This window comes from Sellimonas catena, assembly GCF_027924685.1.
Taxonomy (GTDB): domain Bacteria; phylum Bacillota; class Clostridia; order Lachnospirales; family Lachnospiraceae; genus Sellimonas; species Sellimonas catena.
The window spans coordinates 53228-67614 of record NZ_BSBO01000025.1; the positions used below are offsets into that span (position 1 = coordinate 53228).

Consider the following 14387-nt stretch of genomic DNA (forward strand, 5'->3'; position numbering starts at 1 on the left):
ATGCTTATCATAGCACCATTACCAGTCATAATCAATCATTTTATTTCACAATATTTTTACTTGTTTTTTGTAAATCTTTCACAATCAGTCAAATTCAATCATTTAAGTGTAACAAAGAACTCCTGCGATTTCATTCCCCAACATCGCAGGAGTTCTTTTCCATTCTTTATTCAGATTTCCAGTTATATTGCTTTGACCTGCTGTTCCAGTACCAGTTTCTGATAAGCAGCAGAAGAACGGAAGCAACAAGCAGAATCCCAATCACAATCCATCTACCTGCTGTCAGAGGGATGGCAATCGGATACCTGGATGTCACAGCCGCCAGAACGAAAAAACAGACCACCATCACTCCAATCTGTATCCGCCATTTCTTTTGATCCACGGAAAGTCTTCCTCTGTACTCAAACATGTGGTCTCCCAGAAGAACAACCGCCATGGCTGCTACCAGCGCCGCCAGAATCTCATTAGAGCGGACAGCATTATCATTCTGAATCAGATTGACTACTGCAAAGAACGTCAGCCACCATATAAAGCAAGTCCCTGTTTCCAGTAATTGTTCTCCAATGGAACTTTTTTTCCTGATTCCCCGTTTTTCAATCAGAAAATCGCAGAATGCCTGATAAGGCATCCCCATCTTCCGGTCCAGCCTGGCCCCCTGGATCTCTGCCTCTTCCGCGATGCCGATCAGTTCGCTTTTGATCAGTTCCCGATCAAAAAGTGAAAGTTGCCTGGTCGACAGGTACTGTAGTGCGGGATACAGCTGTTCCCACATCTCTTCTCCCATGTCCGCGATACGGCCTGTATTTTCTTTTCTTAATGTTGTCAAATCGTTCCTCCAGAACATGTCTTTATGCCTCCTGCCTTTTCTTCATCATGCCCATTCATATTCCTTTGACCGGCGGTTCCAGTACTGTTTTCTTACAAGCAGCATCAGGTAGGATAATACCAGCATTCCTGCAAAGAAGATTCTGCCTCCGCCTGGAATGGAAATCCGGATATCCATTCTCCAAAGCAGCCAGTCTGCAAAGATCAGACACAGAATCACCAAAAGGATGATCAGCGCCTGTGATTTTTTAGACCGGAATGCGATCTTCCCTCTGTAATCTGTAATCGGATGAATAAATATCTGATCGTGAATCCAAAGAGAAGCGGCCGCACCTATCACTGCCAGGATCACAGTACTCATATCCAGTTCAATCTGATTTGTCCAGATGTTTTCTATACTGAAAAATGTCAGAAACCAGACGAAGTGAACTGCAAATTCTACCAAATATTCTCCAATTTTTCTCCTGTCATCTTTTTCTCTGGAATTCAGTATCTGATCACAAAACTCCTGTCCCGGCATGCCAAGTTTCTCTTCCAGAGTGATTCCTTCAATCAGGGCTTCTTCTGCCATTCCGATCAGTTCCTTTTTAATCACTTCCTCTTCAAAGAGCGGAAGTGACGAGGAATCCAGATATGAATCCAGATATTCTACAATCGGATAAAGCTGATCCCACATTTTCCCATCCAGTACGGATATCCGGTTTACATTTTCCTGTCTGATTTTGATCAGATCATTTTCCCACAACTTTTTCAGTATCATATGATCCCTTCTTCCCCCGCTTTGACCTGTCTCTACTTTTTACAGTTCCTCCATCTTTCCGATGATTTCCTGATAAAATTCTTCCTGGCTCTTTTCTCCCCGTTCCAGCGTTTCCAGAATCACTCCGTCTTTCAGAAGGATAATCTTCCGGCAGTTGCTTGCCATCTGCGGGTCGTGAGTAACCATGACAATCGTCTTCTTCATTTCCTGATTGATGGTTCGAAGTGCTTCAATCACGATTTTGCCGGACTTGGAGTCCAGGTTTCCCGTCGGCTCATCGGCCAGAATCAGATCCGGATTGTTAATCAGTGCCCGGCAGATTGCCACTCTCTGTTTTTCTCCACCGGAGAGTTCATACGGATTCTTGTTTAACAGATGATCGATCTGAAACTTTTCCGCATATGCCTTTGCCGAATCCATCATTTTCTGCGCATCCTCCTGCCCGAGGATCATCGGCAACATGATATTTTCCTCAACTGTCAGACTGTCCATCAGGTAATAGTCCTGAAAGATAAATCCGAGTTTCGTTCTTCTGATATCCGCCAGCGTATCTCCGGAAAGTCCTTTTGTGTCCTGTCCCATGAATCGGACCGTTCCATCTGTCTGCTTATCAATCATCCCCAGAACTTTCAGAAGGGTCGTCTTTCCACATCCGGATTTCCCCATAATTCCGGTGAAATCTCCTTCTTCCACCTGAAAGTTCAGTCCTTTTAAAACTTTTATATCTTCTTTTCCCTTTTTCCCTACAGCCTTCTGATAATTACGAATTAAATTTTCAACTTCAAGCACATACATCTTCTTTCCCCCGCTTTCTATTTCCAGTCATATTTCTGTGACTGCTTTTTCCAGTAGTTTGCACTGATAAAAGCTGCCAAAACAGATAACAAAATCAGACACCCTCCTATGACAAATCCATTTCCTGTAATAGCCTGATCTGTTCGGACATCTGTAAATACTACAAGTACTAATGACCCTATCTTAATCAAATGCCTAAGATATTCTTTACGTTTATCCCATGCCATAATACGTTTTCCAGGAAGCCATACATCTGACAATGCTGCGAAAAATGCGAATAACATATCTGATGCATAAACCATTCTTGGTTCTGCATCCAGCAAAGCCCCAATGAGCCAGAAAACAGTCAGATACCATACAAAATTCACAGCCAACTCCAGAATCTGCTCCTCCACCTTTCTTTTTCTGGTTCTTTCTGTTTCGTTTTCTATCAGGTTGTCGCAAAATTCTTTCGACGACATTCCCAGTTTTTCTTCCAGAGAGATCTGTTCGATCTCCGCCTCCTTTGCCATACCGATCAGATCTTTTTTTATCACTTCTTCTTCAAACATCGGGATCGAAAAAGAGGACAGATATTCCAGCATCGGAGAAAGCTGGTCCCACATTGTTCCGTTCATTCCACTGATCTGCTCTGCATTCTCATTTCTTATTTCTGTCAATTCATTTTTCCATAACATTTTTCTCGCCTCCTGTCAGAAGATCCGGTCAACAGACTCTTTCACTTCCTGCCATGCCTGATAAAACTGATCGACATAGTCCTTTCCCTCCTGAGTCAGTGCGTAGTACTTCCGCTTCGGCCCCAGAGGACTTTCTTTAAAGGTTCCCTTAATCAGCTTCTTTTTCTCCAGGCGGAGTAAAAGCGGATAAAGCGTGCCTTCTTTTGCGTCAGAAAATCCATAATCCTGGAGCCTTGTTACGATCTCATATCCGTATGTCTCTTCCTGATCAATGATCTTCAGAATGCATCCTTCCAGAATCCCTTTCATAAGCTGCGCTTTGTCCATATTTCTCACCGCCTGTCTCTTGTTGTTTCACTTAAAGCTGCTCCATTTCTCCGAGAATCTCCCGATAATAGCGTTCCCGCTCTTTTTCATCGTCTCCTTTGCGGTCCAGTGTCTTTAAAATCACGCCATCTTTCAGCAAAATCACATGCTTACAATTGCTCGCCATCTGAGGGTCATGGGTCACCATGATGATAGTCTTTCCCCATCTATTAATCTCTTTGAGTGCATCCAGAACAATTTTTCCGGATTTGGAATCCAGATTTCCCGTCGGTTCGTCCGCCAGAATCAGTTCCGGGTCATTGATCAGCGCCCGGCAGATCGCGGCTCTTTGCTTCTCTCCGCCGGAAAGCTCCGTCGGCTTCTTATCAAGAAGATGCGAAATCTCAAACTGTTCCGCATATTTTTCCGCCCGCTTTTTCATTTCCGCGGAATCCGCCTTGTCTAAAATCATCGGCAGAATCATGTTTTCCCTCACCGTCAGACTGTCCATCAGGTAGTAGTCCTGGAAGATAAATCCGATCTTCCTTCTGCGGATGTCTGCCAGCTCATCTTTCCACAATTCTTCCGTATCAAAATCTTCAAAATAAATTTTTCCTTCTGTCGGCCGGTCCAGAAGTCCGAGCACCCGGAGCAGCGTTGACTTTCCGCATCCGGATTTTCCCATAATGCCAAGGAAATCTCCCTTCTCGACTTTCATACTGATCCCGCGGATGACCTTGATATCATCCTCTGCCGGACGGGCTCCATCGCCTTTTTTAGAATAATTTCTAATAATATCCTGCACTTCTAACACTGTTCCCATGATTTCCCTCCAGTCTACCTTGTATGATAAGGTTCTTCTCTTGACTATATTATATAGCAAGGTAGGCATTTGTCAATAGATTCTGACTAAAAGATAACATCTTAATCGTTTCGTTCTATTTTCCAGTACAAGTCAGCAAAAAATACTGTTCAAATTTGCAAATTGTCATTTTAAGCCGTAGATTCTAATCTGGTTTCTTCCTGCGCATAGAAAAAGGATGTCTCCTGATTGTGGAAACATCCTTCTTCTTAGCTTCTTATCCTAAGATTGTCTTTAAATCCTCTTCCGGTGTTGTAACCGGAGCAATTCCATATTCTTTTATCAGATACTCCGCCACACCTTTTGAAAGAAATGCCGGCAGTGTCGGGCCAAGCCGGATATTTTTGATGCCGAGGTGAAGAAGCGTCAGCAAAATGCAGACCGCTTTCTGTTCATACCAGGACAGAATCATGGACAGCGGCAGTTCATTAACACCACATCCAAATGCATCTGCCAGTGCCAGTGCAACCTTGATGGCACTGTAGGCATCATTGCACTGTCCCATGTCGAGCATCCGCGGGATTCCTCCGATTGTTCCCAGATCCAGATCGTTAAACCGGTATTTTCCGCAGGCCAGTGTCAAAATCACCGTATCCTTTGGTGCCTGTTTTACAAACTCTGTATAATAGCTTCTTCCAGGGCGGGCTCCATCGCATCCTCCTACCAGGAAGAAATGCCGGATCGCTCCGCTTTTCACACCTGCGATGATCTGACCCGCCACACCCAGAACTGCCTGATGGCCGAATCCGGTCATTGTGGTGCTGCCGCCGTTGCTTCCTGTAAATTCCATATCTTTTTCATATCCACCAAGTTCCAGTGCTTTTTGGATCACCGGGGTAAAATCTTTGTCCTCACCAATGTGGACCATGCCCGGATATCCTACTACTTCCGTTGTAAATACCCGGTCCGTATAACTGTCCTTTACCGGCATCAGACAATTTGTCGTATAAAGAACCGGTGCCGGAATGTCTGCAAACTCCTTCTGTTGATTCTGCCATGCGGTTCCAAAGTTTCCTTTCAGATGCGGATATTTCCGAAGCATCGGATATGCATGAGCCGGGAGCATCTCTCCGTGGGTGTAAACCTGGATTCCCAGATCTTTCGTCTGTTCCAAAAGAAGTTTCAGATCATAGAGATCATGACCGGTTACAACGATAAACGGCCCTTTTTCCACTTTCCAGGATACTTCTGACGGCTCCGGATTTCCAAATGTTTCCGTGTTGGCACGGTCGAGCAGTTCCATGCATTTCAGGTTCACTGCTCCGGTCTCCATAACCACCGGAAGAAGTTCTTCCATTCCCCAGTCCTCTGCAAGTATAGATAATGCCTTGTAGAAAAAGGTGTTGACTTCCTCATTCACATAGCCCAGTACCATGGCATGATAAGCATACGCCGCCATTCCCCGGATTCCAAATAAGATCAGAGATTTCAATGACCGGATATCCTCCTGCGCTTCCCAGATCCGTTTCATATCATATTCATCGGTGTTCCCGCACTTTGCTTCGCATACTGCGCAGCCCGGCGCAATCTGCTCTTTTTCTGCTCTTACTTTATCAATCAGCCTTTCAATGGCTTCATCATCAAAATTGACATTTGTGACAGTAGCAAACAGACCTTCCAGAATCAACCGGTCCGTATTTTCTGTCTTCGGATTGGACGCACACGTCCTTGCAAGTCCGATCAGCGCCCCGGTCAGTTCATCCTGAAGGCCTGCGGTCCTTGCTGTCTTCCCACAGACTCCCGCTTTCCCGGTACATCCGCTGCACCCTGCCGTCTGTTCACACTGATAACAAAACATCTGCTTTTCCATTTTCTGTCCTCCTTACTGTTTCGTTCCATGGCCAGTATACAGGAATCAGAAAGCAAAATATGTTGTAAGTACAACAGATTTTATATTATTTTAATGTCGTCCGCACAATCCTTGTGACGCAGTCCCGGAGTTCCTTCTGTGATATCGTTCCATCAGACAACGCCTGCCGGATACTTTCCTGATCCTCTGGTTCTCCCGGCATTACCAGATCATTTCCTGCCTTAATGCATCCCGCAGCCGTACAGTCTTCACTCAGCTGCGTCGTTGTCCAGTCCGTCATGATCAATCCCTGAAATCCATATTCACAGCGGGCCGCTTTCGTACAGAGATCATAACTGTTTGCCGCATGGATACCATTGATCAGATTATAGCTTGTCATGATTGCAAGCGGCTGCGCTTCCCGAATAACAATTTCAAAGCCGCGCAGATAGATTTCCCGAAGGGTTCGTTCCGAAAGAATACTGTCGGATCCGCTCCGGTTATCCTCCTGATTATTGCAGGCAAAATGCTTCACAGTCGTTCCGCATCCAGGGTGCTTCTGCACTCCTTTTGTCATGGCTGCGGCAATTTTTCCGCTGAGGAACGGATCTTCCGAATAATACTCAAAGTTCCGTCCGCACAGAGGATTCCGGTGGATATTCATTCCCGGCGCAAGCCAGAGCGTCACTTCAAAACGTTCCATCTCCTCGCCCACTGCATTGCCAACTTCCCGGATCAATTCTTCATTCCACGTCTGAGCCAGAAGTGTTCCGACAGGGAACGCCGTACAATATTGATAATAAATATCTCCTTCCTGTTCCGGCCCATCGTAAAAAAATCCTCTTTCAATCGCCGCTTCAAACGGAATCGTCTGCACTTTTCCATCGTACACCACATAATTCTGACTCAGGCGCAGACCTGCCGGTCCGTCAGCCAGAACAATCGCTTTTACTCCCTGTCCGGCCGCACAGAAGCTGGTCTCACCTGCAGATCCAGGCACCGAAATCCCGGCTGCGCCAAGATTGCTTCCCTGTCCGCTTCCCGGATCTCCCACAGCAAGCAGGATCAGCTGATCCTCGGACAGCCCACTGGTGATTTCCGCCGCTTCATCCCCCGGCTCTTTATAATCGTAACAATACCGGATAGTATCAAGTCCGTCCAGATCATAGGAAAAGTGCGGCACATTCTCCGTATTGTTTATCAGCGCTTCATACCGCTTCCGGATTTTTTCAGCCGGAACAGACAGCTCCTCCAGAGTTTCTCTTAGTGGACAGATATGCTCTGTTTCTGCCAGCACTTTCTCCTGTTTTACATCAAGGATACCTTCCAGTGTGCTTTCCGCAAGGAAATTTCCCACATAGATTCCGTAGCATCCCGCTTCCAGAATCCATGCTGCCCGGCTTTCATCAAAGGAAGTCAGTGTTCCGGCATCAAAAGTCATCTCAACCGTCTCCTCTTCTCCCGGAGCCAGTATCCTGGTCTTGGCAAAAGCGCACAATCTACGGAACTCTTTTTCAATCTTTCCGACTGGAAGGGATACATAAAGCTGAACCACTTCTTTTCCGGAAAACTCCCGGCTGTTATTTTTCACTTTGACTGTGACTCGTACCTCCCCATTTTCTGATGTTTCGATACGTGCCGTATTTATGGAGAAAGACGCATAGGACATTCCATACCCGAATCCATAACGTACCGGAATCTCGAAGGTATCAAAATAACGGTATCCAACATAGATGCCTTCCTCGTACTTCTCCTCCTCAACATTTCCGTTGTTATGCGAAAATGTTGTGGCATTCGGATAGTCATCATAAGAAAATGCCCATGTATCAGTCAATTTTCCACTTGGAGAAATAATCCCGCTGATAACATCTGCCACGGCAGTGCCGCCCTCCTGGCCCGGCTGTGATACTGCCAGTACTGCCTGAATCTGCGGAAGCTTTTCAAGTAATGACAAATCCACAACTCCGCCGGAATTCAGCAACAGAATGACCTTTTCAAATCTGTCACAGACATCGGAAAGAAGGGTATACTCTTCATCGCTCAGAAAATAATCTCCTTTTTCTGCCCGTCTGTCCGCCCCTTCCCCTGCATTCCGGGCAAGGACGAAAACTGCCGCATCTGCATCGACAGTATAAATTTCCGGTCCTGCCGGAACATGAAATGGAGAAGTGGAATATGCGGTGAAAAAATCTGTTCCGCTTTTTGTTTTTTCAAGAATCGCTTCTTTCCATTCCAACCGTTTTCCCTTATATTCTTCTTCATATTCATGGAGCCATTTCTCCGTCATAATTTCAAATCCGGCATTTTTCAAACCTTCATAGATGCTGATACTTCTTCTCTCGTTTACATCTCCGGAACCGGTGCCTCCTTTGACTGTTCTGGACGCACCAGAACCAAACAGCGCAAGTTTACTTCCCTTTTTGAGCGGAAGCAGATGCTCCTCATTTTTCAAAAGGACAATCCCCTCTTCTGCTGCCCGGCGCGCAATTTCCCCATGAAGTTTCTCATATGCTTCCGGTTCCCTGCTTGTTGTTCCTGTAAACATGGTTTCTTTTCTTTCAAAGTGCATGTTCCTCACCTCATTTCAGATTTTCAGCTTCTTTTTTGCTTGATTTATATATAAATTTTTACATCGTTTTACTATGTTGTCAATACGAAAGATACCTCTGCTCATAATTGAACAGACATCTTCCATATGCTATGATAAAAGAAAAACGGAGGACAGACTATGATTGATTTTCAGAACAAAAAAGTATTCAAACTCAGTAAAGCAAAAGAAAAGCATCTTCCGAAAGAAATCCTGGATCTTTTGATTTATGGTGAAGAAATCGTCGGGTACTACAGTGCTCTGCGGGACTATGTGGTATTCACAAATAAACGACTGATCGCCTGCAATGTACAAGGCATTACCGGATCCAAAAAGGATTTTACTTCCCTTCCGTATTCCAAAGTTCAGGCATTTTCTATCGAAACAGCCGGAACCTTTGATATGGATTCCGAATTGACCCTCTACTTCAGCGGCCTTGGTAATGTCACATTTGAGTTTTCTGCCGGAGGAGATATAAGAGAAATCGGAAGACTGATCTCTTCCTGTATTTTATAAAACAGCATGGAAAAAGCGCCGTATTTGCGGCGCTTTTCTTACAAATCCAGACGGAATTACTCCTGTATCTAAGGACTCATATTCTCTATATGTGCAGTTTATTATTTTCTGATATTCAATTTATTCATCAATGCTTCCTGAAGAACTTGTGAAAAATTCACTCCCTTTTCTATTGCTTCTTCATTCAGCCATTCCGGAATACTCAAAGTCTTCTTGACCGCCTTTGAATTGTGCTTTCTCTGATATTCCAGCATATCAAATCCTACGATCACAATGGCACCATCCTCTACATTCAACTCATTAATCGGTGTAGGATCTGGAATGACTTCTCCATCTTCTTTTCTGCCTACTAATACTATACCCAAGGCTTCCACTGCCATTTCATAAGCTTTCTGCAAATCATCGCCTTCAGTGAGACACTCTGGAAAATCCGGAAAAGTTACCCAAAATCCACCTTCCTCTGCCGTATGAAAGATTGCCGGATAAAATAATTTATTCATACATGATACCTCCATTCTCATTTCAGGCGCAGGGCTTATTTGAGCCCTGCTTGTTTAAGTATTGCCTGCTCCAATCCCTTTTTCATGGCCTTGGAGTGATAAGGAACAACTACTGTTTTTCCAGTAGTTCGATTCCTCATGGTAACATGGGAACCATTCTGCCTGATTTCCTCAAATCCGTTTTTCTTGAGATATTTTATCATCTCTTTCGGAGTCATTGGCATCTTTTGTATCTCCTTTCCTTATCATGCCTTTATAGTAACACGTAATTTTACGTATGTCAATGGTGCATGAAAACCATGACCACCCGTCAATAGTGGTTTTTTGTTAAGCGTGCCTACATTTTTCGGAACGCGAAAAACTCCACCACGCTTAACTGGCTAAAGCCACATAATAGAAAAAGTGCCGTAAACACGGCACTTTTCTTATGGACCTGGCGGGAATCGAACCCGCGTCCGAAAGCCTCTCCATCGGAGCATCTCCCATCACAGTCATTATTTTAAGATTCCCCCGGACTGCCGCCTAATGACAGGCTGCAATCTTCGGTAGCTTCATAAAATCTTCCACCTCCTCAAAGCTTTGGAGACGAAGTGCCCCGCAAGTGTCGAAGCCGGTGATCCGAACCGCGGGAAGTCCGGAGCCGACTGCTGCCGAAATTAGGCAGCGTACGCTAATTTATTATTGTCTGCGTTTATTTTTAAGTTACGGTTTACTGCGCGGTCCCGTCCCGCGGATGGCTTCTCCAACTTTAAAACCCCCGTCGAAACCAGTACAAGCCCTGGTTTTGCAGACAGTTGTTCTATTATTATACGCAGGCGGCCTGACCTTGTCAAGGCCCGCCCGCGGTCTTTCTTTCAGCTCTTTTTCTAAATGTTGTGGTCGATCCATGCTTTTGCAAGATCCATCCACTGGCCGCACTGAGCCTCCACGCCTCTTCCGTCACTGGAAAGGCTTAACTCAGTCGCTGTTCCAAGTCCGTGCTCTCCTTTCGGGAAGAGATGGAACTCTACCGGAACACCGGCCTTTACGAGCGCATTTACATAGAGGAGGGAATTCTGAACCGGAACGGACTGATCCTCATATGTATGCCAGATAAACGTCTTCGGTGTGTACTCTGAAACATTCAGTTCCAGAGAACATGCTTCTTCCATACTTTCCTCCGCCTGGGCACCCAGAAGATTCTTAAAGGAGCCTTCGTTCCGGAATGTGCCGGCTGTGATCACCGGATAGCTTAAAATCTGTCCGTTCGGACGGATCATCTCCGATGTGGTATCGAGAATGTTGGCAAGCTCCGGAATGTGCCAGTAGGTGGAAACCATGGCAGCAAGATGTCCTCCTGCCGAGGATCCCTGAATTAGAATCCTGTCCGGATCAATGAACCATTCTTCTGCGCGTTCTCTAAGCATCTTCATGCATGCAGCCGCCTGAATGAATGCATCCGGAAATACATCATCCGGAACAATTGAATACCGGAGCACTGCCGCATGATATCCCATCTCCATGAACCGTACCGCCAGACCTTCTGCCTCCCTGTCCGATGTCATGGCATAGCCGCCTCCCGGACAGATCAGAACACAGGGCCTTTTTCGTCCATCATAAAGCTCTTTTGAATTGCTCCAGAAATATGTATATAACCTTGCGTTTGTTTCCTCGCCCTTGATTGTTACAGGAATTGTCTCGTATACCATGCGCCGGTCCTCCCCATTTTATATTTTATTTATTCTTCATCTTCCAGTCCCAGAATTTCTGCAAGTACCTCGATGATAATTTCATTCGTACAGGATTTCACATATCCAAGCATATGAAGTGAAATCTCGTCCGACTTCTGCGCGTCTGTCAGATCAGGATTTTTCTTCGTCATATCAATCAGCTGGATCAGCTGCGGTGTAAGCTCTTCATATGTCTCGATCGTTGTCTGGGAAACAAGATTTCTGAGATCTTTTTTTGTTACTGGTACCATTTCTATTATACCTTCCTTTTCACTTTGAATCTACCCAAAATTGCGAATTTTGAAATCTCTTTGCGCTTCTCTTGCCTGATCTTTTTTGGCAATATCCGCACGCTTGTCATAAAGCTTCTTTCCTTTTGCCAGCCCGATTTCCACTTTGACAAGACTGCCCTTTAAATACACTTTCAAAGGCACGAGTGTCATTCCTTTTTCTTTCATTTTTCCAAGCAGTTTGTTGATTTCCTGCCTGTGCAGCAGGAGTTTGCGTACCCGGAGCGGATCTTTGTTGAAAATATTTCCTTTCTCATACGGGCTGATATGCATTCCGTACACAAAGACCTCCCCGTTTTCGATGCGGATGAAGGATTCTTTGATACTGCACTTTCCCATCCGCATCGATTTCACCTCGGTTCCTGCAAGGGAAATTCCGGCCTCATAAGTCTCAAGAATAAAATAATCATGATATGCTTTTTTGTTGTTGGCGATCAGTTTTACACCTGTCTTTGCCATCTCCTAGTCCCCTTCCTTTCCAAGCTCAAAGTCGATTGTCCTTTGAAGCTCGTTTGCCGCCATGACACGGACGCATACTTTCTGTCCAAGCCGGTAAGTCTTTCCGGTGTGGATGCCCTGCATCTCGTAGCGGTCTTCGATATACTCATAATGATCATCCGTCATATTCACTACATGGATCAGTCCCTCGATGGTATTTGGAAGTTCCACATACATGCCCCACTTGGTGATACCGGAGATCACACCTTCGTACTCTTCACCGATGAAATTTTTCATATACTGTACTTTTTTCAGTTTGACCGTCTCCCGCTCAGCCTCTTCTGCCCGGCGTTCGGTCTCGCTTGCGTGCTTTGTCACTTCCTCGAGAATCGACTGATAATGCCGGATCCGCTCTTCATCCATCCGGCCGCGAAGCGTCTCCTTGATGATCCTGTGGATCTGAAGGTCCGGATAACGCCGGATCGGGGAAGTGAAATGAGTATAGCAGGATGCCGCAAGTCCAAAATGTCCTTCATTTTCCGGCGTATATTTTGCCTGTTTCATCGAGCGAAGTGCCAGTCTTGCAATCATCGGCTCCTCCGGCTTCCCTTCTACTTTGGCAAGGAGCTTCTGGATCTCTTTTGGATGCACTTCATGATTGCCGATATGCATCGTATAGCCGAAATTGTGGAGGAAAATCGCAAGTTTGCGGATCTTCTCCTCATCCGGCGCTTCATGAATCCGGTAGACAAACGGAATCTCTCTCCAGAAGAAATCTTCCGCCACTGTCTCGTTGGCCGCAAGCATGAAATCTTCGATCAGCTTTGTCGCCGTATTTCTCTCATACGCTTTCAACTCGACCGGGCGTCCCTGCTCATCCAGAATCACCTTCGTTTCCGGGAAATCAAAGTCCACCGCCCCCCGTCTGTGGCGCTTTTCTCTCAAAATGGAGGAAAGCCTTGCCATCTCCCGAAACATCGGAATGAATTCCTCATATTTCCGGCACTGTTCTTCATCTTCGTCTTCCAGAATCTGTTTCACCGCTGTATATGTCATACGGCGGTCAACCCGTATCACGCTCTCGCAGATCTCATGGTCCACGATCGTACCGTTTTCATCAATCTTCATCAGGCAGCTCAGCGCCAGCCGGTCCTCTCCCGCGTTTAGGGAACAGATTCCGTTGGAAAGGGTGTGCGGAAGCATTGGAATCACACGATCCGCCAGATAAACGCTTGTCCCGCGTTTTTTTGCTTCCCGGTCCAGGGCACTGTTTTCCTGCACATAATTGGTCACATCCGCGATGTGAACGCCCAGAAAAAAACTTCCGTCCCGTACTTCCAGGGAAACCGCGTCGTCCAGATCCTTGGCGTCCTCGCCGTCGATCGTCACCATCCGGACATCCCTCAGATCTCTTCTTCCAAAGCGGTCTGCTTCGCTGACAGGCTTTGCCACACGCTCCGCCTGGTTCATTACCTTCTCCGGAAATTCAATCGGAAGTTCGTAGGACATGGCGATGCTCAGCACATCGGTTCCCGGATCGTTAACATGTCCGAGAATCTCCACGACTTCACCTTCCGGCTTTTTCCCGTCTCCGCCGTAGGAAGTGAGCTTTACAACGACCTTGTGTCCGGTCACCGCTCCTTTTGATTTTTCCTCAGGCACAAACACATCCTGTAAAAACTTCTGATTATCCGGAAGAACAAATCCGAATGATTTATTTTTCTGATAATAGCCGACGATCCGGGACATCCCGCGTTTCAGGATCTTGATGACTTTCCCTTCCTGCCGCTGTCCTGTCTTTGGTCCTGCACCTCTTGTGATCTGGATTTCCACTTCGTCTCCCTGCAGGGCACCGCCGGATTCCTCTTCCGGGATAAAAACATCGTCATCCGATCCCTCGATGGATACGAAACCAAATCCTCTGGCATGGGCCTGATAGATTCCGGTCAGCCTGTTCCCCTGACCTTTTACATAGTTTCCTTTCTGGGTCTTGTGGATCTTTCCTTCGGATTCCAGAGCATCCAGAATTTCTTTTAACTCCTGCCTCTCTTCCTTTTTCACCTGAAGGACGGAGGCCATTTCTTTCATCTTCATCGGGACATAGAAATCGTCACAGATGAACTGGTATACCATTTTCTTTCTTTTCTCATATTGTCTTTCCATTATCTGTACCTCACATACTCCCTTCTATTCTATCTGATATGGTTAAAAAAGTGTCTTCGACACTTCAGCCCCCTAGCCCCCATTCATGGGGGAATTGGGGGTTTCTTTTTATGTGTTTTTCCTGCATAATAGACTTATGAATATATTACAAACCATTTTTAAAGACCATT

The 14387-nt window shown here is 45.8% G+C and carries 15 protein-coding genes and 1 other RNA gene; 1 reads left to right on the forward strand and 15 read right to left on the reverse strand.

Going from position 1 to position 14387, the window contains the following annotated elements; translation table 11 throughout:
- Positions 1 to 166 precede the first annotated feature (166 nt).
- From Selli1_RS12155 to Selli1_RS12190, 8 genes are all read right to left on the reverse strand, one after another.
- On the reverse strand, positions 167 to 844 hold the full coding sequence (locus Selli1_RS12155; protein WP_087169424.1) for a hypothetical protein: 678 nt from the start codon (positions 842 to 844) through the stop codon (positions 167 to 169).
- A gap of 27 nt (positions 845 to 871) precedes the next feature.
- Positions 872 to 1585 (reverse strand): hypothetical protein, encoded by a 714-nt coding sequence (locus tag Selli1_RS12160; protein WP_281873113.1) that lies wholly within the window; start codon positions 1583 to 1585, stop codon positions 872 to 874.
- A 39-nt stretch (positions 1586 to 1624) separates the two neighbouring features.
- Positions 1625 to 2380, reverse strand: a complete 756-nt coding sequence (locus tag Selli1_RS12165) for an ABC transporter ATP-binding protein (protein WP_281873115.1) — start codon at positions 2378 to 2380, stop codon at positions 1625 to 1627.
- Between the two features lie 17 nt (positions 2381 to 2397).
- Entirely contained in the window at positions 2398 to 3057 is a 660-nt protein-coding gene (locus Selli1_RS12170; RefSeq protein ID WP_087252476.1) for a hypothetical protein, read from the reverse strand.
- Positions 3058 to 3072: 15 nt separating this feature from the next.
- A complete protein-coding gene (locus Selli1_RS12175) occupies positions 3073 to 3384 on the reverse strand; it encodes a PadR family transcriptional regulator (protein WP_087169428.1) in 312 nt (103 codons plus the stop codon).
- Positions 3385 to 3415: 31 nt separating this feature from the next.
- A complete protein-coding gene (locus Selli1_RS12180) occupies positions 3416 to 4186 on the reverse strand; it encodes an ABC transporter ATP-binding protein (RefSeq protein WP_087252475.1) in 771 nt (256 codons plus the stop codon).
- A gap of 256 nt (positions 4187 to 4442) precedes the next feature.
- The gene (gene hcp, locus Selli1_RS12185) at positions 4443 to 6035 is read right to left on the reverse strand and encodes a hydroxylamine reductase (RefSeq protein WP_281873116.1); all 1593 of its coding nucleotides are present in this window, start codon (positions 6033 to 6035) and stop codon (positions 4443 to 4445) included.
- Positions 6036 to 6120: 85 nt separating this feature from the next.
- Complete coding sequence (locus tag Selli1_RS12190; protein ID WP_281873118.1) at positions 6121 to 8583, reverse strand: glycoside hydrolase family 3 protein; 2463 nt, start codon at positions 8581 to 8583, stop codon at positions 6121 to 6123.
- A gap of 159 nt (positions 8584 to 8742) precedes the next feature.
- On the opposite strand from Selli1_RS12190, the gene Selli1_RS12195 reads away from it, so the two are divergent.
- On the forward strand, positions 8743 to 9117 hold the full coding sequence (locus tag Selli1_RS12195) for a PH domain-containing protein (RefSeq protein WP_087168073.1): 375 nt from the start codon (positions 8743 to 8745) through the stop codon (positions 9115 to 9117).
- 101 nt (positions 9118 to 9218) lie between these two features.
- Here Selli1_RS12195 and Selli1_RS12200 read toward each other — a convergent pair whose 3' ends face one another.
- The 7 genes from Selli1_RS12200 to rnr all read right to left on the reverse strand — a co-directional run bounded on the left by Selli1_RS12200 (position 9219) and on the right by rnr (position 14217).
- Positions 9219 to 9617 (reverse strand): type II toxin-antitoxin system HicB family antitoxin, encoded by a 399-nt coding sequence (locus Selli1_RS12200; protein ID WP_118636461.1) that lies wholly within the window; start codon positions 9615 to 9617, stop codon positions 9219 to 9221.
- A 35-nt stretch (positions 9618 to 9652) separates the two neighbouring features.
- Positions 9653 to 9841 carry a type II toxin-antitoxin system HicA family toxin gene (locus tag Selli1_RS12205; protein WP_118636460.1) on the reverse strand — a complete coding sequence of 63 codons (189 nt, stop codon included), beginning with the start codon at positions 9839 to 9841 and terminating at the stop codon, positions 9653 to 9655.
- Between the two features lie 201 nt (positions 9842 to 10042).
- Positions 10043 to 10396: a transfer-messenger RNA gene (gene ssrA, locus Selli1_RS12210) on the reverse strand.
- Positions 10397 to 10483: 87 nt separating this feature from the next.
- On the reverse strand, positions 10484 to 11305 hold the full coding sequence (locus tag Selli1_RS12215; protein ID WP_281873120.1) for an alpha/beta hydrolase: 822 nt from the start codon (positions 11303 to 11305) through the stop codon (positions 10484 to 10486).
- A gap of 29 nt (positions 11306 to 11334) precedes the next feature.
- On the reverse strand, positions 11335 to 11577 hold the full coding sequence (locus tag Selli1_RS12220) for a hypothetical protein (protein ID WP_087168076.1): 243 nt from the start codon (positions 11575 to 11577) through the stop codon (positions 11335 to 11337).
- 30 nt (positions 11578 to 11607) lie between these two features.
- Positions 11608 to 12075, reverse strand: coding sequence for an SsrA-binding protein SmpB (smpB, locus tag Selli1_RS12225; protein WP_087168077.1), 468 nt, complete (start codon positions 12073 to 12075; stop codon positions 11608 to 11610).
- Positions 12076 to 12078: 3 nt separating this feature from the next.
- Complete coding sequence (gene rnr / locus Selli1_RS12230) at positions 12079 to 14217, reverse strand: ribonuclease R (protein WP_087252474.1); 2139 nt, start codon at positions 14215 to 14217, stop codon at positions 12079 to 12081.
- Positions 14218 to 14387 lie beyond the last annotated feature (170 nt).